This is a genomic window from Martelella mangrovi, from assembly GCF_040545495.1.
Lineage (GTDB): Bacteria > Pseudomonadota > Alphaproteobacteria > Rhizobiales > Rhizobiaceae > Martelella > Martelella mangrovi.
Map to the genome: position 1 here is coordinate 314,210 of NZ_JBEPLY010000002.1, position 19,445 is coordinate 333,654.

Here is a 19,445-nt window from a genome sequence, read left to right on the forward strand (position 1 = left end):
TCAGTTCGATGCCGGTACGGCAGCCGCCGCAAGCCAGCCAATATCGGGCGTTTGTGAGGTTGTCGGAAAGGGTCTGTGGCGACCTGCGACGAACAGGCCGTCGCGACAATCAAGCCGCAGTGCCGGCGCGAACGGGCCTTCGCATAAAAGGCCGAGCGAATTGTCATCGAGGCTGAGCCTTGTCTTGTCGGCAAGCGCTGCGACATCGGAGAGGTTCGCACCGGCCAGCTCCCCGACCGTGATTGCCCATCCGGTCCGCTTTCCGTGGACGCGATGTTCAATCCCCGCGCCCGGTCCCTCAAGAACCGGTTCGATCGGCCCCGTCGCCTTCAAGGCGATGAAACTGCCGGCCGAACGCAGCACCAGCCAGTCCGGTCCGGCAATATGTTCGTCGAACACGGCAAGCGGCGCATAGGCATGGGTGAAGGCAAGACGCGGGGCCTCGCCAAGGTCACTCAGCAGCAGGCAGCAGTTTCGATACTGCCCGGCACGCGGCATGACGCCGTTTCCCGCCCAGTAGGAAGGCCGGTCGGAACCCCAGGGATCATCGGCGCCTGGATGGTTGACCCACACGCGCGCCATCGGGTGACCTGCCGCCTGCACGTCGGCAAGATGCTGCTGATGCCCTTTGGCGCCGGGGGCGGCATCAATGCTTGCCGAAAGCTGGATGCCGACCGTCTTGTAGAGCGCAAGCTGCGCCGCGCGTCCATAGCCCTGCACGTAGTGTGCGCAAACGGCCTTGCCCGAAGGCGGCGCGACATAATCGCCAAGCCCGTCCGGCGGGCGATAATCACCGGCGCAAAACATCGGCAGCGCGGCCACGCCGCGATTGAACCAGCCCGTTCCAAAAGCGATGGTGGCGAAGGGCGCAAGCTCGCTGAGCGGCCCGGCGCGCAACTCCTTGTCATAAGCCCGGCCCATCGTGCCAGCGGCAACACCGTTGATCGCATGAAGCGCGATCATCGTGAACAGCCGGTCGAGAACCGTTTCGGCCCGCCGTTTCAAACCGTCCCGGGCAAAGTGCTGAAGCGCCAGAAGGCCGATGAAATCGATCGGGTAATAGGCCGCCGAATTCCATTCCGCCAGACCATCCGCCTCAATGGCATCGAACCAGCGTTCCAGCCGCGTTTCGGCAAGAGCCGCGTGTTCCGCGCCGGTGAGCCCCGAATTGGTGAACGTGGAATCGGCAAAAAACCGCCCCGCGATCAGTTCGGCAATGTGGAAACACAGGACATGATTTTCGCTCCAGAACCACATGGCATCATTGCCGGGTTCATCCATCCAGTAGCGATATCCGAGGATCGCTGCTTCGATCCGTGTCCGCAATGCCTCGGGAAGGGCTTCGCGATATTCGCCATAAATCCACAACAGCGGCACGATCACGAAATCGGAGCAGTCCCGTCGCGTATCGATGGCGTCGAGCGTGTCATCGAGTGCGGCATGGTCGCCGTCGTCAAGATCAAGACCGAGCGCGAGGCGCGCCAGCACCCGCCCGACCCTGAGCTCCCCCTTGTCTGCCAGATAGGAAAGCCCCGCCTTCTTGCGCGCGGCAAGGTCGCCGGCAAGCTGATGCGGCGTCTCATCGCGCAGAAGTGCAAAGGCGATATGACGGCTGATGTGGCTTTCGCCGAGCGAGAACGCGATATCGAGTTCGTGGTAGCCATCGGGAAGGTCGCGCGGCAATTCGAAATCCACCTGCGTGCCGCCCCTCTCAAGTGTCGAAACGGCCTCGAACAGTGGCGGCAGGTGGCGCATGTGCACGCTCTGGCGCACCTTTGCCTCAACCGTGACGGCGGTTTCGGCCGGCCGGTCGACGACAAGCCTCAGGTTGTCGCCTTCACCGCAGACGATCCCGGCGGGGCGAATGGCGCGCGCAAGATCCATCAGCATTTCAAGCGACTGCCCGTCGGCATTGCCGGGCACTTCGGCAAAAAGCGTCCCCGCGCCAAGCCATGTCAGTTCGGCGAAATAATTGGTATCGCGCTCGGCCATCTCCTCGACCAGCATCACCAGATCGGAGCCGCCTTCGGCAAGCGGCAGGACCAGTTCAGTCTCCTGCACCTCGTTGCGGGTATAGGGCTCGAAAGCGGTTATCCGTACGCCATCGACAAAAACATGCACGCCGCCGCAGATCGCCAGACGAAACGGATAGCGCCCGGCTTCAGGCGCAACCAGCCGGGTGCGCACCCAGCGGGAAAGCCGTGTCGGGCGATGCCAGAAACCGGAAAATTCGAGCCGCCGGTTAAAGCCCGGCAGGTTGGTCGAAACGATCTCGAAATCATCTTCCAACGCAACCGTGCGGGTTGCGATTTCCTGACGCAGCGCCGTCCGGCAGGGCAGTTCGCCGACATCGACAAAACCGTTGATGAATTTGTAGTCGACATTGTCCGTCCCGCGCGTCACCGCGCCGGGATAGTAACGGGCCTCAAGCGGCCCCAGCGCAAAGGCGGTTACCGTCTCGCCGGTGCGGCTGGCAAAACGCGCAGCATCACTCATGGGCTGTTTCCCTTTCTGGCAAGGCAAGTTCTATGGCTTCGATCATCGCCACCAGTTGGTCGAGACGGTCGATCCGGAAATCCGGCGCTTCCTGCGGCGTGGCGGGCTGGTGCGACCGCCGCTTCGACCACGCAACGAACAGGCTGATCAGGCCGAATTCATTGGCGCCGCAGATATCACGCGAAAGATTGTTGCCAACCATGACGATATGCGGCTTCGCAGCCTCTTGCAGATCAAGCCCGGCAAGCGCTGCGGAAAACATTTTCGGCGATGGCTTGTGCGCGCCGACATCGCCGGAGATCACATGGGCTTCCATCAGCGCCCAGATACCGCGCGGCTTCAGCATGTTCTCGAAGGTTTCGCGCGGCCCGTCGGCCACCAGCGCCAGCCTGTAGCCACGCTCATGAAGCGCGCGAACGGCGTCCATGGCGAAGGGGATTTCCTCTGCCGTGATGACAACCTCACTGCCGGGGCGTTTGACCTCCGTAGCCTCGTCGATCAGCGTATCGCCGCAATCGAGAAGGATGGCTTCAAGATGCGGCACCGTCTCGGAAAGCGCTGAAATCAACGCCTGCATCCGTTTCGGGATCCAGTGTTCCAGCGCCGTCCATGGAACAAGGGCCGGCTCGGCAGCCGGAGCGGGAAAATCGAAACGCGGCACGAAGGCCGCCCGTTTCATGGCAAGCCGCGCCAGACGGTGCTGCTCCGCGGTTGCCGACCATGCACCGTTTTCGGCAAAGGTATTGCCCAGGTGAATACCGCCAGAACCCGCATCAGGGCCGCACATTTCGGCAATCCTGGCACCGGCGATAAAGCGCATGATGCGTGAAACACCCCAGATCGCATGTTTGCCCGGCTCCACATAAAGCACCGGGCGCGTGCCCTGCATTTCCGGCAAGCCACCGCCGTCGTCGATGGCGACCCGCATGCCATGCATCGACCCTTCCACCCGGGCAACCGCGCCTCCAGCATCGACATGCACCCAGACATGTTCGAGATCGTAGAGATGCTGGATATCCCAGTCGTGCCAGATCGCATATTCGATCACCATGCCGCCCGGCAGCGGGACGATATGGAATTTCGAGGAGGGAGACTTTCCGGCCGTGCGGATCACGCTGTAACCGAGCGCCAGCGGTGGTGCCGGTTCCGCGCTGTCCAGCATCAGCACCGGCTTCAGCCGCTCCACCAGATCGTGATCATCGTCCCGCGCGCCTTCAGGCGGCGCGGGCTCGGCAGGGGAAAACAAGCTCATGCGTCCGCCCCCTGATCCTCGCCCACGCCCTGCAGGGTCAGCGCTTCAGCGTGGTGACAGCGTACGTCACGACCATCGACGTTGCGCAGTTCAGGTTTCTCGCGGCTGCATCGTTCGGTGGCATAGGCGCAGCGGGGATGAAAGGCACAGCCGGACGGCGGGTCGGAGGCATCCGGCACCTCGCCCTTCAGAACACCGCGTTTTTCAGCAGAGCGTTTGCGCGGATCGGGCTGCGGAACCGCACCCAGCAGCGCCTCGGTATAGGGATGACGCGGGCGGGAAAACAAACGGTCGGTCTCGCCCAGTTCCACGATCTGGCCGAGATACATCACCGCAATCCGGTCGGAAATATGCTCGACCATACCGAGGTCGTGGGTGATGAACAGATAGGTCAGGTGAAACTGTTCCTGCAGGTCCTGCAGAAGATTGATGTTCTGGGCGGCCACCGAAACGTCGAGCGCGGACACCGCCTCGTCTGCCGCGATAAAGGCCGGCGAGAGCGCCAGCGCCCGGGCAATGCCGATCCTCTGGCGCTGGCCGCCGGAAAAGGCATGCGGATAGCGCGAGGCGTATTCGGGCCTGAGCCCGACAAATGACAGTAGCTCGCCAACCCGCTTTGCGATCTCGTCCTTCGAATAGCCATGCACCACCATTGGCTCTCCGATCAGGTCGAGCAGCGTCATGCGCGGATTGAGCGATGAATAAGGATCCTGGAAGATCATCTGCATTTCGCGGCGGACCGGACGCAATTCCTTGTCGCCCATTGCCGAGATATCGACGACCCTGCCATCATTCTCGCGAAACAGGATCTGGCCGTCGGTCAGCGTATAGGCGCGCAGGATAAGCCGCGCGACGGTCGATTTTCCCGATCCGCTTTCACCGACAAGGCCGAAGGTCTCGCCTTTGCGGATGTCGAAACTGACATCGTCAACGGCGCGCAGAACCTTCAATTCGCGCCCCTTGCGCCCGCCCTTCACGGTAAAATGCTTCTTCAGACCGCGAACGGAAATCAGCACGTCATCCGGCATGGTCGCTGTCATGGTGTTCGCCTCGCTCATGCTCCGGCCTCCGGCAGTTTTCCGGCGAAATGACAGAGCGCCTCCTGGCCCCGGTCGAAGGGCACGCGCGGCGGCGTTCTGGCAGCGCAGACCGATGGATCGGCATAATCGCAGCGCGTGTGGAACACGCAGCCGGAGGGGATGTTGTAGGGGTCTGGCACCGAGCCCTTGATGACACTCAGTCGGCGCTGTTTCTTCTGGCCAAGGCGCGGAATCGAGCCGAGAAGCGCCCGCGTATAGGGGTGCTGAGGGCGATAGAAGATGTCATCGACCAGCCCCGTTTCCACGACCCGGCCGAGATACATCACCGCCACCCGGTCGGCGATATCGGCCACGACGCCGAAATTATGGGTGATGAACACGATCGCCATGCCGAGTTCCTGCTGCAGCGATTTCAGCAGTTCGAGAATCTGCGCCTCGGTGGTCACGTCGAGCGCCGTCGTCGGCTCGTCGGCAATCAGAAGCGCGGGATCACAGGCAAGCGCGAGCGCGATCATCGCACGCTGGCGCATGCCGCCGGAAAGCTGATGCGGGTAGCTGTCGAGCAGGCGTTCGGGCTGCGGCAGTTGAACGCGCGCCAGAAGATCACGGGCGCGCGCACGCGCCTCATCCTTGCTCACGCGGCGATGCAGCATGACGGTGCGCATGATCTGGGTGCCGATCGAATGCACCGGCGAAAGCGCGGTCATCGGCTCCTGAAACACCATGCCGATGCGCCCGCCCCTGAGCCTGCGCATCAGCCGGCTGTCGCGCGAAAGCCCGTCCAGCCGGTATTCGGTATGGCCGTCCGGGTTGAAGCGGATTTCGCCGCTGCCCTCCTCGGCATTTCGGGCCAGCAACCGCATGATCGCCCGGACCGTCACCGATTTGCCGGAGCCGCTCTCGCCGACAATGCCCAGAACCTCGCCGCGATTGACGTGGTAGTTGACGCCGTCGACGGCCTTGACCAGCCCGTCGCGGGTCTTGAAGGCCACTTCGACATCATCGAGCTGCAGCAGACGTTCCGGCGGCATTGTATTCTTCGTCTTGTCCAACATGGCAGACACCTATTGTCCATAAGGATCGGCCGCATCCCTGAGGCCGTCACCGAGGAAATTGAAGGCCAGCACGACCGCGACCACGGCAAGACCGGGTGCAAGCAGCCAGGGGGCGAGCGAAATGGAGCGGAGGTTCTGCGCATCCTGCAGCAGAACGCCCCAGGAGACGACCGGCGGGCGCAGACCCAGCCCAAGGAAGGACAGCGCCGTCTCGCCGAGGATCATCTCCGGCACGGCCAGCGTCATCGCCGCAATGATGTAGGAGGTCATCGCCGGCAGCATGTGCTTGGTGATCACGCGATATTCGGAAGCCCCAGCAAGGCGCGCGGCCATCACATAATCTTCCGATTTCAGCGACAGGAAGCGGCCGCGCACGACACGCGCCAGATGCGTCCAGCCGATCAGCGCCAGGATGAGGGTGATCAGCACATAGACGAACAGCGGGTCCCAGGCGATCGGCAAGGCGGCGGCAAGCCCCATCCACAACGGGATCGTCGGCACCGAGCGGATGAACTCCATCATGCGCTGGATAGCGGTATCGACAAAGCCGCCGTAATAGCCCGAGATCGAACCGAAGAAGAGGCCGAGCACAAAAGCAAAGAACACGCCGATCAGCCCCGCCGAAAGCGTGACGCGGGCGCCATAGACCAGACGCGAAAACAGGTCGCGCCCCAGCGCATCCGTGCCCAGAAGATTGACCTTCTGGCGACGCGCATCGATGCCGAAGAGATGAAGATCGGCCTTCCAGATGCCCCAGAACCTGTATTTTTCGCCCTCCACGAAAAACCGGATCGGCAGCGGTTTGGACTTGTCGACCACATAAGAGACACGCGCCGTTTCGGGATCACGTGTGCGTTTCAATTCATAGACAAAGGGCCGCGTCAGCGAACCGTCGTGAACAAAGCGAACCATCTGCGGCGGTACGAAGGTTTCCAGCCTTTCGATGGAATCGGGCGCGTAGGGCGCGATGATTTCGGCAAAGATCGCCGTGATATAGGCAAGCACCAGGAAGATCAGCGAAATCAGTGCAAGCCGGTGCTGGCGGAAGCGCCACCACATCAGCTTCCACGAATTGGCGGTGTAGATGCTCTGCTCGGCAGCCGCCAGTTCGTTTTCTTCTGCGTAAACTGAGGTTTCGTAGGTCATGACGTCCTCACGCGTAGCGGATGCGCGGGTCGGACCACGCGAGAAGGATGTCGGACAGCAGCGTGCCGATGACGGTGAAGATGCTGAGGATCAGGATGAAGGCGCCGGCGAGATACATATCCTGCATCTTGAGTGCCTGCAGCATCAGCGGCCCCGTGGTCGGCAGGTTGAGCACGACGGCGGTGATCACGTCTCCGGAAAACAGCGCGGGCAAGGCCCACCCCACTGTCGAAATGAAGGGGTTGAGGGCCACGCGAACGGGATAGCCCCAGACCACCTGCCGCTCGGAAAGGCCCTGCGCATAGGCAGTTTCGACATAGGGTTTACCCAGTTCATCCAGCATATTGGCGCGCATCACCCGGATGAGGCCGGCCGCGCCGCCGGTTGCCAGAACCACAATCGGGATCCAGACATGCTCCAGAACATTGCCGATCTTCGCCAGACTGAGCGGCGCGCCCTCAAAACGCGGCGAGATCAGGCCGCCGACATCGATGTTGAGCCAGGCAAAGCCGATCCACATCAGGATCAGCGCCAGCAGGAAATCGGGGATCCCCTTGCCGAGAAAGCCGAAGACGGTGAACACGTAATCCAGAAGCGAATATTGCCGCTGGGCCGAATAGACGCCAATCGGGATGGCGATGATCCAGGTAAAGACCAGCGACAGCGAGGACAGCAGCAGCGTCAGCGCCAACCGTCCCCAGATCAGATCGGAAACCGGCGCATTCCAGTGGAAGGACTGCCCGAAATCGCCATGCAGCACGATATTGCCGATCCAGCGCACATACTGAACAAGGATCGGATCGTTCAGCCCGAGCCGGGTGCGGATCGCCTCTTCCTGAGCGGCGGTGATGTACTCGCCGCTGTTGCGCAGTTCGGCGGCATAGGCGGTGACATAGTCTCCCGGCGGAAGCTGAATGATAATGAAGGATATGAAGGAAACGACGATCAGGGTGGGAATTGCCCACAAAAGCCGTCTCCAGAGGAAGTTTGCCATCGTCTGCTCTCCGCACTGCCACCCACCGGCCGCCCGTGACCAAACGGGCGGCCGGCCGGCTCCGCATGATCGCGGAACCCTTGCTCGGGAGGGAGCTTCGTCTTTCGGTTACTGCTGGCTCTGGTCGATCCAGAACTGCTGGGTCTGACCAAAACCAATGCCACGCGTGACATCGTCCTGAATGAGACCGTCTCGAACGTTCATGAAGTCGTTCTTCACGATCATCGGAGCTTTTTCTTCGCCGACCAGGCCGATGACATAGCCCTCCTCGACGAATGTACCGATCAGGTCATTGAGAGCGGCATCCGCTTCCTCGACGGAGCTGGCAACCGACGCCTTTTCCCAGTCGGCCCAGATCGAGCGGATCGGATCATCGGCCGGCGGCTCAATGCCGCTTTCCCCGCCGGTTTCGTACCAGGCGTAATATTGCTGTGCGTAGCCGTCATTGCCCATCATGTTGCGGGGATCGGCGGAAACCACCGAAAGGCGGTCGACCGGCGTGTACTGAAGCTGGAAATTATTGTTGTCGCGATTGTCGTCCCACTGGGTGCGGTCAATGATGCGCGGCAGCAGTTCGATACCGATATCGCTGTAGTAATCGGCCGCAACTTCAAGAATCGGCGCGGCATAATCCTGATAGGCTTCCACCACGATCTGCAGGCGCTGGCCGTTGGGCAAAAGGCGAAAATCGCTGTCGTCGCGCTCGGTCAGGCCGAGCCCGTCCAGAAGCTCATCAGCAAGGTCCGGATCATACTCTGCCCAGTGTGTTTCCCAGTCGGCATTGAAATAGGGCGACCCCGAGACCGGCGAAACGGAACGCGCCTCGCCAAGGCCTGCAAAGCCGAGCTCATTGATCGTTTCCCGGTCAATGCCGACCGACAGCGCATGACGGAAATCCCTGTTGTTGAAAAGCGTGTTCAGCTGTTCATCCGTCGTGTTCAGGTTTGGAACGAAGGACCAGACATTGGCCGATTTTCCGGTAGCAACGTGATAGCCGCCCTTGTCCTCGTTTTCCTTGAAGAAGGTGAAGTCACTCGAATTGACGTAGCGCATCTGCATGTCGATCTGCCCCTGGACGATCATCAGATTGAATGCGTCCGCGGCCTCAAACAGGCGGTGCTCGATCCGGTCGATATAGGGCAGCTGATTGCCGTCTTGGTCGACGGCCCAGTAATAGGGATTGCGCACCATGGTAACGACATTGCCGGGGGCCGGCGTTTCGATCTTCCAGGCGGTGATGACCGGCAGATCCGGGTTCTGCCACCACGAGGTGACCGGCCCCTTGGAGCCCCACAGATCGCTCCAGCGCTGAACGCCGAATTCCTCTGCCGCCCTGGCAAGGTCATCCTCGTTCGCATAGTGATCGTTGTACTGGCTCAGATAATGCTTTGGAAACAGGAAGGACGGGCGGTCGAGGCTAGGCTCGCCGGTCGAATCCTTCGCCAGAATGTTCAGGAAATAGACATAAGGTTGAGCAAAGCTGACGGTGAAGGTGCGATCATCCTTGACCTCGAGCTTCATCGGCTCGCCGCCCGGCGCGAAGGTCGGATCGATCGTCGGCGTCAGCGCCTTGTTCAGAAAAACGTCCTTGTACCAGAATTCGACATCTTCGGTTGTGACCGGCTCGCCATCGGACCATTTCAGCCCGTCAAGCAACGTGAAGGTGAATTCGGTGGAATCCTCATTGACCGAATAGCTCTCGATATAGGCGGGAACCAGCGAGATATTGCCCTCGGCGTCGGGCACATATTTCAGCACGCGCTCCTCAAGCAGCTTGGTCGGCCCCCAGCGGTCGCCCGGGCCGCGATAGGCGCGGTGCCATACGCCGCCATACTGGCCGACTTCAACGGCATCGACCACGGACGGTTCGACAGGAAGACGCTCGTCGACAGGCGGCAGCTCGCCGGCATCCACCTGGGCCTTCAGCATTGGCGCTTCCTGAAAGGCAAAGGCTGCCTGCGGAAGAGCCGTTCCCGCAAGAAGGGTCAGCATCAGCGGACCCGATAATAAAAAATTTTTCATAAATTCCCTCCCATCAAAAGATTGAACAGTACGGAGAACTCCCAATCACCGAACTTTACATCAATTCCGGTCTCTTTTTAGCAGGCGTACCCCGGCCTTAGCAATAAAAAAATTCCAGAAACATGGAACACGTTCCATTTCAAATCATGAAAAAAATTTTATCTATTTATTTGAACACCTTCGGATCGACTGCGGCAACACTGTCCCGCAGAACGATATCGCAGCCAAGCTCAAGACGGTGGGCGGCACGCGGCATCGCGCCGCTGTTGGCGCGCGCCTCCAGAAGGTCAAGCGCAGACCGGCCGAACTGTTCGAGCGGAACGGAAACGGTGGTCAGCGGCGGGCTGTGCAGCTCCCCGAGCGCCACGCCGTCGAACCCCATGACCGAAATATCCTCCGGCACACGGTATCCCGCACGTTTGAGCGCGCGCATGGCCCCGAAGGCAAGATTGTCGGCGGCACAGAAAAGCGCGGTTGCCCCGCCGAGATCCGGATGCGCCGCCAGCCAGGTCGACAGCGCCTCATCCCCGTGCTGCGGCTCGAAACCCGCCGCCGGGACGATAATGGCATCCTCGAGCGGCAGGCCGCGCTCGCGAAAGGCATCGAGAAATCCGTCGAGGCGACGCTCCACGGTCTTGCGGCCGGTCCATGTCAGGTGAATGATCCGTAAATGCCCCTTGTCCATCATCAGCTTGGCGGCCTTCAGCGCGGCAAACCGGTTCCCCGGGGTCACGCTGTCGATGTGCATGTTCGGGTCCTCGCCATTGATCAGCACGGCTGGCATGCCGGAACGGCCAATCGTGTCGAGAAGCGCACTGCGGTCGTCATTGATGACGATGATGCCATCCACTTTCGCCGCCCGCGCGGCCGCATCCACGGCCCCGACCGGATCATCCCGGCCGAGCGTATGGGGCACGAGGCGCACGCCGCGCGCCTCGCAATCGCGGGTCAGCGCATTGAGGATTGTCCAGGAAACCAGATTGACGTCGCTGTCGGGCAGTGCATCTTCGGGCACGGCAAGCAGAACCTTGTTGACGGCATTGACCGAAGCCCGCGCCGAACGCCGCGCCAGATAGCCAAGCTCGCGGGCGGCATCGAGCACGCGCGCGCGCACTTCTTCCGAGATCGGCGCCGTGCCATTCAGCACATGCGACACCGTTGAAATCGCCACACCTGCGCGTTCGGAAACCTCGCGCATGCCGACCTTTTCGCCCTTGGCCATCGTCGTCAGTCCACATAGATCGGATTGCTGAAAAGGCACGGGACATCCCCGCGCCAGACTTCCGTGCGCAGGAAGCCGCCATCAAGAGGTGCCTCGACAACCTGTATCTCGCTTTCCGCCTCTATTATCCGGATCACGCCTGCCCGGGAAATCAACCGGATTTCATCGCCCCTGGCAAGACCTTCGAAACCGAGACCGACGGCCTGCCCGCTCCGGCCGGAAGCGCCAAACATCGGCGTATTGTCAAGCGGGAACACCATGGTTTCATCCGGAGCCGACGTGACGACATTGGCGCCCGCACGCACGGCCTCCAGAATGCCGGCGACAGAGCGCGTCGCCACATGAAGCCGGTTGGCGGGGCGACCATGGCGGCGTCGGTTCTTCAGGTGGAAATCGCTGCCACCGGTGCAGGCAAGCCGTTTTCCGGCAGCAAGCTGCTCCTGCCAGAAGGCCACCGCCTCGACATTGTGTTGCGCCCAGTTCCCATTCCAGATTTCCAGTGCATGAAGCGGCACATCGATCCCGCACTGCCAGCGCCCGCCGGCAGAGGCCTGAAACGGATGGTTGACGACAATCGTCGCCCCCTTCTCACGCGCCTCGGCCATCTTCATCGGCACGTCTTCCGGTGTGTAACACCGCCAGTCATCCACCGGATCGGCAAGCCCGAGAAAATTCGTATGCCCCCAATAGCTTGTCAGCTCCATGGCATCGATCACCAGAATGCCGGGATTATCCGGCTTCACCCGGTTCTGCGCGGTGGTGTTATGGTCGGTCAGCGCCACGAAATCGCAGCCGGACATGCGTGCGCGATGAACCGCCTCACCAGCCAGAACACCGCCGTCGGAATGTTCGGTATGACTGTGCAGTTCGCCGGCAAGCCAGCGGGCACGGCGCGGCACCAGCCGGATCGACAGATCGACCCAGCATTGCGGTCCGACCCGGACAATGCCAAGCACGACATGCCAGCGACCGTCAAGCGGACCGGCCTTGTAACCGGGCGCGGCATGGTCTTCAGCCACAAAGATGTGCCCGTATTCGGCACCGGTCCAGCCACGGATCCGCCCTTCATGGGCAAGGCCGATATCGATGACGCTGCCCTCTGCGCCCGTCGGAAACACATAGGAAACCTCGATACGCTCAATGTCTGACCCGACATCGAAAGGAACCTCGATAAAGGATTTATCGCCACCGGGAAAATCGGTGATCCGGTGCGTGAAAACTTCCAAGGTCAGTGCCTCCCTCTCAGTCTCAGCGTCTTGATTTCAAACGGCGCGAAGTTGAGGATGACAGCCCGCTCCTGCAGAGCAAGCGCCTCTCCTGCCTCTTCCAGCAGATCAGTCTCCGCCACCGCAACGATATCGTCGGCAAATTCGAGCCTGACCGCCTGCCAGGCACCGTGACGCTCCCAGAGCCGCAGCACCAGACCGTCGCCATCTTCGGCACGTTTGACAGCGTCGATCGCAATTGCGGCATTATCGACAGTCACGGGCGCAACCGGATCGGAAGAACCGGGATGCCCTTCGCCTTCGATCAGGTTGAATGGATGATTGAAGGCTTCCGCCGCCATCGAGACTGCCGAACCGTCAATGCCGTGATGAGGCATCATGCCATAGCGGAAGCGGTGCTCGCCCTGATCGGCCTCAGGCCACGGATAGGTCGGGGAGCGCAGCAGCGTCAGCCGCACCGTCGTGTCACGGGCGTCATAGCCATATTTGCAATCATTGAGAAAGGCGACGCCGAAGCCGGGCTCCGACAGCGAAACCCAGCGATGCATCGGGCTTTCAAACCGCGCCTGATCCCAGCTGGTATTGGCATGGGTCGGCCGGGCGACATGGCCGAACTGGATCTCGGCCTCGACCTCGGCCGTGCGCACGGCAAGGGGAAAGGCTGCCTTTACCAGCGTATTGTGTTCATGCCAGTCGATGAACGTATCGAATGTCAGGACCGCGCTTTCGGCCTCAAGCGAGACAATCTGGACAATACGGGAGCTTTCATAGGCCCACTCCAGGCGCAGTGCCGCACGGTAAGGCCCGGCCTCCGCCACCGCGGCGCTGACGAGGTCATCGATTTCAAACACCTGATCTTCGAAATTGCTGTCGATATCCCAGGCATCATACTGCGCGGGAAGATCACGAAACGCCTGAAGCCGGTTTCCGCAGCCGGTTTTCAGGCATTCGCGGGCTGTTGCCTTGTCGACAAAAGATGAAAGCCGCCCTTTTGCATCGAATGCGACACGCACGTGATCGTTTTCCAGAAGCCCCGGCGACACATGGAGAGACGTCGGGCCACAGGCCACAGACTCGGCAGAGCGCAATGCAAGCGGGCATGCGCCAAGCCCCGGAACGGGATCAACCGGCACCGCCTGCCGGCGCGCGCCATCGGCAGACACCACCGTCTGTGAAGCGCGGCCGGCAAGTTCGACCGGCCCATCGGCATCGAGAACAGCAAGCCCGCCGCGCGGCCGGGCAAACGGGTTGACCGCGAGCATCTCGCCTTTTCCGGCAAGCGTGCCGGCAAGCCTTTTGCGCAGCAGTTCTGCATGCGCGAAAAAGGTCGCATAATCCTCGGCGCTGTCGTCATAAACGAGCCCTATCGACGAACCCGGCAGGATATCGTGAAACTGGTTCAACAGCGCGATATCCCACAAAGCCGCAAGCTCATCGGACGGATAATCCGCGCTGCCGGAGCGCCAGCACAGCACAGCCAGCGTCTCAAGCTCGCGCAGCATGGCCTCTGCCCGCCGATTGTCGCGCTTTGCCCTGGCAACGGAGGTGAAGGTGCCGCGGTGAAACTCGAGATAAAGCTCTCCCACCCAGACGGGGTAATCGGATGGCGTTGCATGCATGCGCCCAACGATACGCTCAAGCACGGGGGCCATGAAACCCTGCGACACTCTCGGGCAGCCGGGAATGCCGCGTTCCATGCGGCGGATATGCTCCAGCATCTCCCGCGTCGGCCCGCCGCCGCCATCCCCGAAACCGTAGACCAGAAACAATTCGTCATTGGTCTGTTTCTGTGCATAGCGCCGCCAGGCGCCCATCACATGGCTCGCCTTCAGGTCCGGGCAATAGGTGGTGTTGATCGAGGCACTGTCGGCAGACTGCGTGGTCAGGAAATAGGTCGGTGCCTGCGTGCCGTCGATCCCCTGCCAGAAGAAGGTTTCATTCGGCATGCGGTTGGTATCGTTCCACGACATCTTGTGGGTCACGAACACCGAAAGCCCGGCAAGCTTCATGATCTGCGGAATGGCCGCGCTGTAACCGAACGTATCCGGCAGCCAGAGAATACGCGGGCGCACCCCGAATTTCTGCTCATGATAGCGAACGCCGCGCAGCACGTGGCGCACCAGCGCCTCCCCACCCGTGATATTGGCATCCGGCTCCAGCCAGAGCGCGCCCTCGATCTCGAACCGGCCGGCCTTGTGCTGCGCGCGAATGCCGGCAAACAGCGCCGGATAATCCTGCTCCAGATAATCAAGCAACAGGCCCTGATTATACATGAAGCGGTATTCGGGATATTCGCGCATCAAATGCAGCGCCGTGGCCATCGAGCGCGCCATTTTCTGCCGCGTCTCGCGGATGCGCCAGAGCCAGGCGACATCGATATGGGTATGGCCCGTGACCGTGACATGCGGGGCGATTTCGGTATCCGCAGCGGCATAGATCCGGTCTGCGATGTTACGCGCCCTGTCGAGACTGGCGGAAAAGCGCTCCGGGTTTCCCGGCCGGAAATCGACCGCGTTCACCGCGTCATGAACCGTCTTGAGAATGAAATCACGGCGGTGATCGTTGACACCGAGATGTTCGGCCACATCAAGCGGCGCGCGCAGGTCGTAGTAGAGCGCCTCCACCGCGAGATCATGCACAAGAAGACGCCCGCCAAAACCAAGCTGCCGGCGATCCTCGATCGTACCGGCCTCGATCATGATATCGAAAACCGCGCCCGCCCGCGCGGCCGCAGTCAGCAGGATTTCGCGATGGTTATAATCGGCCGCCTGGACGATCTCGCCATTGACCCTGACCAGACATTGCGGGTCCGAACGCCCCATGACCCGGCCGAACATCGCCTCGACACCGAGGCATATCCGCCTGCCCTCAAGCTCTTCCGGCACGGTGACACGACCGGCAAACCAGAAATAGCTTTGCGGCGCGCCCCAGACCGTATCGGCAGCGACGTCCGTCCAGTCAGGCCATGGCCCGGCAAGCATGTGGTCGCGCTTTTCCGGCGGCCCCTCGCTGAACCGAAAATCGACGGTTATCCGGGTGGCCGTGAATATGCGCTCCCCCAGCAACGCCACGAGATGCGCGATCTTCGAAAATTCTGCCAGCATCCCCTCCCGAACGGCCGATTTACGCAATCATGAAATTTTTTCTATTCTATCTTAAAGAAAACCGAATATTTCTCAATCGTCGCAATTGGACAAATTGCATTTTTTCAGGCTAGATTTAGAGATCGATACGGAGATCGAAATAACTGCCGCAGAGGCATTATAAAAATAATTTTATTGGAGGAACAGAATGCCGAAACTGCGCGAAATACGGATTCCGGCGGAAACGACACCGGCAACGGCCCGCATCCAGCAGGCAATCGACACCGCTGCCACCGGGCCGGTCCGTGTCATTCTGGAGACCGGCCGGCATAAAAGCGCGGGCCTTGTGCTGCGCTCCGATGTGGAACTGCGGCTCGAAAAGAACGCCGAACTCTGTTTCGATGCCGATTACGACAGCTATGGCCGCGTTTTTGTGTTCGCCGAAGAAAGCGACCGGGCGATGATCTCGGCGTCCGGCGCAAGCCGGATCGCGCTGACCGGCCAAGGCCGCATCATGGCCGACAGCGCAGCATTCGTCACCGGCGACGATGCCGAAATGGGTACACGCATTCCGGCACGGTTCAGACCCCGCCTGCTGGTCCTCGACGGCTGCAGTGATGTCAGCCTCTCCGGCATCACGGTCACAAATTCTCCGATGTGGACGCTGCATTTCGTCAACTGCACGCATGTCTCGGTCCACGCCGTGCGCGTGGACAATGACCGGCGCATGCCCAATACCGACGGCATCGTCATCGACGCATGCCGCGATGTGCGCATTGCCGAGTGTGACATATCCACCGCCGATGACGGCATCGTGCTCAAGACCTCGCTCCGCGATGACGGCCGCATTGCGGGAACCTGCGAACGGGTGACGGTTACCGCATGCAGGGTCCTGTCGCGCTCCTGTGCGCTGAAAGTCGGCACGGAGAGTTTCGGCGCGTTCCGCGAACTGACGTTCGAAGACTGCGACATCATCGATTCCAATCGCGGGCTCGGCATATTTTCGCGCGACGGCGGAACGGTTGAACATGTCCGCTTTTCAAATATCCGGCTGGAATGCCGCGAAACGCCCGCCGGATTCTGGGGCTCGGGCGAGGCACTGACGATCAACAGTATCGACCGGCGGCCCGAGACCCGTCCGGCCGGAAAGATCAGCGATATCGTCGCGGAAAACATCACCGGCACGATGGAAGGGGCGATCAACCTCTATGCGGAATGCGAAGGCGGCATCGAAAATGTAACCATCAGAAATGTCTCCCTGCGCCAGGCGCCGGGGGTTTTCGGAACAGCACGGGCCTACGACCTCAGGCCGACACCCGCCGATCTTGAAACCGCGCCGGATGAAGCCGGGCGCGCCAATGCATGGCGCAAGGGCCCCGATGGCCGCGTTATCGGCCTTGTCGACTATCCCGGCGGCATGCCGGTCCTGTTTGCCCGCAACATCGCCGGCCTGACCTGCGACAATGTCACCATTGAACGCCCCGTTCCCCTGCCACCCGGCTTTAATGACAGGTCCATGCTCATCGTCGACAGTCCGGAGCAGTAAGGCGGTGTTTCATCCGCTCCGTGATCATTCGGCTCAAGGGCGTCCATACTCCGCCTGACGGCCGCCCGTTCAGTTTTCCCGCCAAAAATCGGATGCGAGACTCGACACGCGGCCTTTTTTTCGTCATGTTTGCTTAATCGTTTAATCATTCATCGTACGCATGAAGCAGCGCCCGCCGAAACTGACCGAGATCGCTGACCGCCTGGATATTTCCACGGCCACCGTGTCCAATGCGCTCTCGGGCAAGGGGCGGGTGTCGGCCGAACTGGCGAAGCGCATCAAGCAGACCGCCGAGGAGCTTGGCTATGTTCCAAGCGTTTCGGCACGGGCGCTGCGCACCGGCATGACCGGCGTTATCGGACTCGTCCTGCCCGATATCGGCAATCCGCTGTTCCCGCAGATCGCACAGGCCATCGAAAATGCGGCGACCGATGCCGGATTTGGCGTGCTGATTGCGGATTCACGCGGCAGCATCAAGGCGCAGACTGAGGCCATCCGGCATCTCAGAGACCGGGGCGTTGACGGCATGATCGTCGTTCCCCGCCGCGGCACGCGCGTTGCCAATATCGGCTGCCCCGTGGCCATGATCGATTCGCCCTCCACGCCGGGCAATACCGTTTCGGCCGATCACTGGGGCGGCGGCTGGCTGATCGGAGAGCATCTTCAAAAGCTTGGCCACCGCAAGGTTCTGCTGATCGGCAACAACCGTGATTCCATCGTTCAGAATGACCGCCTCGGTGGTGCGCGCGCCGCCCTTGCAGATGTCACGACAGAGCAGGTGTGGCTGGACAGCCTGTCGTTGCCTTCGGCATCGGCATTCGATCCGCTCTCCTGGTACAGGGCCGGCTTCACGGCTTTCGTCACCGTCTCCGATTTGCAGGCGCTCAGGGTTTTGACCCACCTGCAGAATGCCGGCATCACGGTGCCCGCCATGGCCTCGGTTTCCGGCTTCGATGACCTGATGTTCGCAAGCGCCGTTATTCCCGCTCTGACAACAGTGCGCATGGATATGCCGGCCGTCGCCGGCATCGCCATCAACGCGCTGAAGCAGGCCATTGAAGCCGGCTCAACCTCTCCCGACCAGACGGTGCGCGCCAGTCCTGACCGCGTGCCCATGACCCTCGCTGCCCGCCGGTCCACCGGGCCGGCACCTCAAGAAGAAGGGGAAAATCCCCTCTTTCAAATACCTTCAGAAGGAGAACTGAAATCATGAAGAAACTGTTCTTTTCGACAGCTCTTGCCGCTGTCGCCCTGTCCACCGGCACCGCTTCGGCGGCAGACAAGACACTGACGATTTCCGTCTATGCCTTCGCGCAGGACGAATTCAAGGAAATCGTCTACGATCCCTTCGAGGAAATCTGCGATTGCAACATCGTTGTCGAAACCGGCAACAGCGTCGAGCGGCTGGCCAAGATGGAGGCCAACAAGGAAAGCCCCGTCGTCGATATGGCCGTCATGTCCATGGCCGATGCGCTTTCGGCATCGCGCGCCGGCCTGATCGCCGATATCGATTATTCCAAGCTCTCCAACTACGACAAGCTCTACGATATAGCCAAGGACCCGAACGGCGACAGCAAGAGCGTCGGCTACACATTCTACGCCACTTCGATTGCCTACCGTTCAGACAAGGTGTCGATCGACAGCTGGGAAGACCTGCTGAGCCCGGAACTTTCCGGTCGCGTCGCATTCCCGAACGTCACCACCAACCAGGGTCCGCCGTCGCTTTACATGCTCGGAAAGGCCATCGGCAATGACGCTCCCGATCTGACGGCGCCGATCGATGCGGTTGCCGAACATCGCGATGATTTCGTCACCTTCTATGTCCGTTCCTCCCAGCTCGCGCAGCTGATGCAGCAGGAGGAAATCTGGGCAGCTCCCATCGGTCGTTTTGCCTGGGGCCGCTTCACCGACATGGGTTTCCCGATTGAATGGGCAATGCCGAAGGAAGGCCAGACCGGCGGCCTCAATGTCATGGTCATGACCAAGGACAGCGGCAATGAAGACCTTGCCATGCAGTTCATGGATTTCTGGCTGTCGACCGATGTCCAGACGAAGCTTGCCGAAAAGCTGGTGGACAGCCCCGCCAACAAGGAGGTCGTGGTGTCCGACGAAGTCGCCAACAACATCACATATGGCGCTGAAACCGCCGACAACCTGCACCTTCTGTCATCCGAAACCCTGCTCGACAACCGCGACATGTGGCTGGAACAGTGGAACGAGAAGGTCGGCCAGTAAGATTGGCGGAAACCGGCAGACCCGCTTCATCCGGGTCTGCCACAGCTATGGCGGCAGAAGCGCCGTCGGGTTGTTGATACTGGTTCCCTCCTCCTGCGTCACCCTCGGGCTTGACCCGAGGGTCCATA

At 61.1% G+C, this 19,445-nt stretch carries 13 protein-coding genes; 3 read left to right on the top strand and 10 right to left on the bottom strand.

Annotated elements, in window-relative coordinates; genetic code table 11:
• The 10 genes from ABID12_RS03820 to ABID12_RS03865 all read right to left on the bottom strand — a co-directional run bounded on the left by ABID12_RS03820 (position 1) and on the right by ABID12_RS03865 (position 15,557).
• Entirely contained in the window at positions 1–2,496 is a 2,496-nt protein-coding gene (locus ABID12_RS03820; RefSeq protein WP_354433165.1) for a hypothetical protein, read from the bottom strand.
• Positions 2,489–3,748: an HAD family hydrolase gene (locus ABID12_RS03825; protein ID WP_354433166.1), complete on the bottom strand. Its 1,260-nt coding sequence runs from the start codon at positions 3,746–3,748 to the stop codon at positions 2,489–2,491. The genes ABID12_RS03820 and ABID12_RS03825 overlap by 8 nt, the downstream gene beginning before the upstream one ends.
• Positions 3,745–4,806 (bottom strand): ABC transporter ATP-binding protein, encoded by a 1,062-nt coding sequence (locus ABID12_RS03830; RefSeq protein ID WP_435528155.1) that lies wholly within the window; start codon positions 4,804–4,806, stop codon positions 3,745–3,747. Before ABID12_RS03830 ends, ABID12_RS03825 begins: the two co-directional genes overlap by 4 nt.
• Positions 4,803–5,843 (bottom strand): ABC transporter ATP-binding protein, encoded by a 1,041-nt coding sequence (locus ABID12_RS03835; protein WP_354433167.1) that lies wholly within the window; start codon positions 5,841–5,843, stop codon positions 4,803–4,805. The genes ABID12_RS03830 and ABID12_RS03835 overlap by 4 nt, the downstream gene beginning before the upstream one ends.
• A gap of 9 nt (positions 5,844–5,852) precedes the next feature.
• Complete coding sequence (locus ABID12_RS03840) at positions 5,853–6,989, bottom strand: ABC transporter permease (RefSeq protein WP_354433168.1); 1,137 nt, start codon at positions 6,987–6,989, stop codon at positions 5,853–5,855.
• Positions 6,990–6,996: 7 nt separating this feature from the next.
• Entirely contained in the window at positions 6,997–7,983 is a 987-nt protein-coding gene (locus ABID12_RS03845; protein ID WP_106303438.1) for an ABC transporter permease, read from the bottom strand.
• Positions 7,984–8,091: 108 nt separating this feature from the next.
• Positions 8,092–9,975, bottom strand: a complete 1,884-nt coding sequence (locus ABID12_RS03850) for an ABC transporter substrate-binding protein (RefSeq protein ID WP_354433169.1) — start codon at positions 9,973–9,975, stop codon at positions 8,092–8,094.
• Between the two features lie 196 nt (positions 9,976–10,171).
• Positions 10,172–11,227 carry a LacI family DNA-binding transcriptional regulator gene (locus ABID12_RS03855; RefSeq protein WP_354433170.1) on the bottom strand — a complete coding sequence of 352 codons (1,056 nt, stop codon included), beginning with the start codon at positions 11,225–11,227 and terminating at the stop codon, positions 10,172–10,174.
• A 5-nt stretch (positions 11,228–11,232) separates the two neighbouring features.
• A complete protein-coding gene (locus ABID12_RS03860; protein ID WP_354433171.1) occupies positions 11,233–12,453 on the bottom strand; it encodes a CehA/McbA family metallohydrolase in 1,221 nt (406 codons plus the stop codon).
• Positions 12,454–12,455: 2 nt separating this feature from the next.
• A complete protein-coding gene (locus ABID12_RS03865; protein WP_354433172.1) occupies positions 12,456–15,557 on the bottom strand; it encodes an alpha-mannosidase in 3,102 nt (1,033 codons plus the stop codon).
• A gap of 187 nt (positions 15,558–15,744) precedes the next feature.
• Between ABID12_RS03865 and pglB the strand changes: the two genes are divergently transcribed.
• The 3 genes from pglB to ABID12_RS03880 all read left to right on the top strand — a co-directional run bounded on the left by pglB (position 15,745) and on the right by ABID12_RS03880 (position 19,317).
• Positions 15,745–17,082, top strand: a complete 1,338-nt coding sequence (pglB, locus tag ABID12_RS03870) for a polygalacturonase PglB (protein ID WP_354433173.1) — start codon at positions 15,745–15,747, stop codon at positions 17,080–17,082.
• Between the two features lie 160 nt (positions 17,083–17,242).
• Positions 17,243–18,295 (top strand): LacI family DNA-binding transcriptional regulator, encoded by a 1,053-nt coding sequence (locus ABID12_RS03875; RefSeq protein WP_354433174.1) that lies wholly within the window; start codon positions 17,243–17,245, stop codon positions 18,293–18,295.
• Positions 18,292–19,317 carry an ABC transporter substrate-binding protein gene (locus ABID12_RS03880; protein ID WP_106303455.1) on the top strand — a complete coding sequence of 342 codons (1,026 nt, stop codon included), beginning with the start codon at positions 18,292–18,294 and terminating at the stop codon, positions 19,315–19,317. Before ABID12_RS03875 ends, ABID12_RS03880 begins: the two co-directional genes overlap by 4 nt.
• The last annotated feature ends 128 nt before the right edge of the window (positions 19,318–19,445 follow it).

Excerpts from the sequence above, each read along its gene's own strand:
- ABID12_RS03825 (WP_354433166.1), bottom strand. The coding sequence starts at position 3,748 with ATGAGCTTGTTTTCCCCTGCCGAGCCCGCGCCGCCTGAAGGCGCGCGG.
- ABID12_RS03820 (WP_354433165.1), bottom strand. The coding sequence starts at position 2,496 with ATGAGTGATGCTGCGCGTTTTGCCAGCCGCACCGGCGAGACGGTAACC.
- pglB (WP_354433173.1), top strand. The coding sequence starts at position 15,745 with ATGCCGAAACTGCGCGAAATACGGATTCCGGCGGAAACGACACCGGCA.
- ABID12_RS03845 (WP_106303438.1), bottom strand. The coding sequence starts at position 7,983 with ATGGCAAACTTCCTCTGGAGACGGCTTTTGTGGGCAATTCCCACCCTG.
- ABID12_RS03875 (WP_354433174.1), top strand. The coding sequence starts at position 17,243 with ATGAAGCAGCGCCCGCCGAAACTGACCGAGATCGCTGACCGCCTGGAT.
- ABID12_RS03830 (WP_435528155.1), bottom strand. The coding sequence starts at position 4,806 with ATGAGCGAGGCGAACACCATGACAGCGACCATGCCGGATGACGTGCTG.
- ABID12_RS03840 (WP_354433168.1), bottom strand. The coding sequence starts at position 6,989 with ATGACCTACGAAACCTCAGTTTACGCAGAAGAAAACGAACTGGCGGCT.
- ABID12_RS03835 (WP_354433167.1), bottom strand. The coding sequence starts at position 5,843 with ATGTTGGACAAGACGAAGAATACAATGCCGCCGGAACGTCTGCTGCAG.
- ABID12_RS03865 (WP_354433172.1), bottom strand. The coding sequence starts at position 15,557 with ATGCTGGCAGAATTTTCGAAGATCGCGCATCTCGTGGCGTTGCTGGGG.
- ABID12_RS03880 (WP_106303455.1), top strand. The coding sequence starts at position 18,292 with ATGAAGAAACTGTTCTTTTCGACAGCTCTTGCCGCTGTCGCCCTGTCC.
- ABID12_RS03855 (WP_354433170.1), bottom strand. The coding sequence starts at position 11,227 with ATGGCCAAGGGCGAAAAGGTCGGCATGCGCGAGGTTTCCGAACGCGCA.
- ABID12_RS03850 (WP_354433169.1), bottom strand. The coding sequence starts at position 9,975 with ATGCTGACCCTTCTTGCGGGAACGGCTCTTCCGCAGGCAGCCTTTGCC.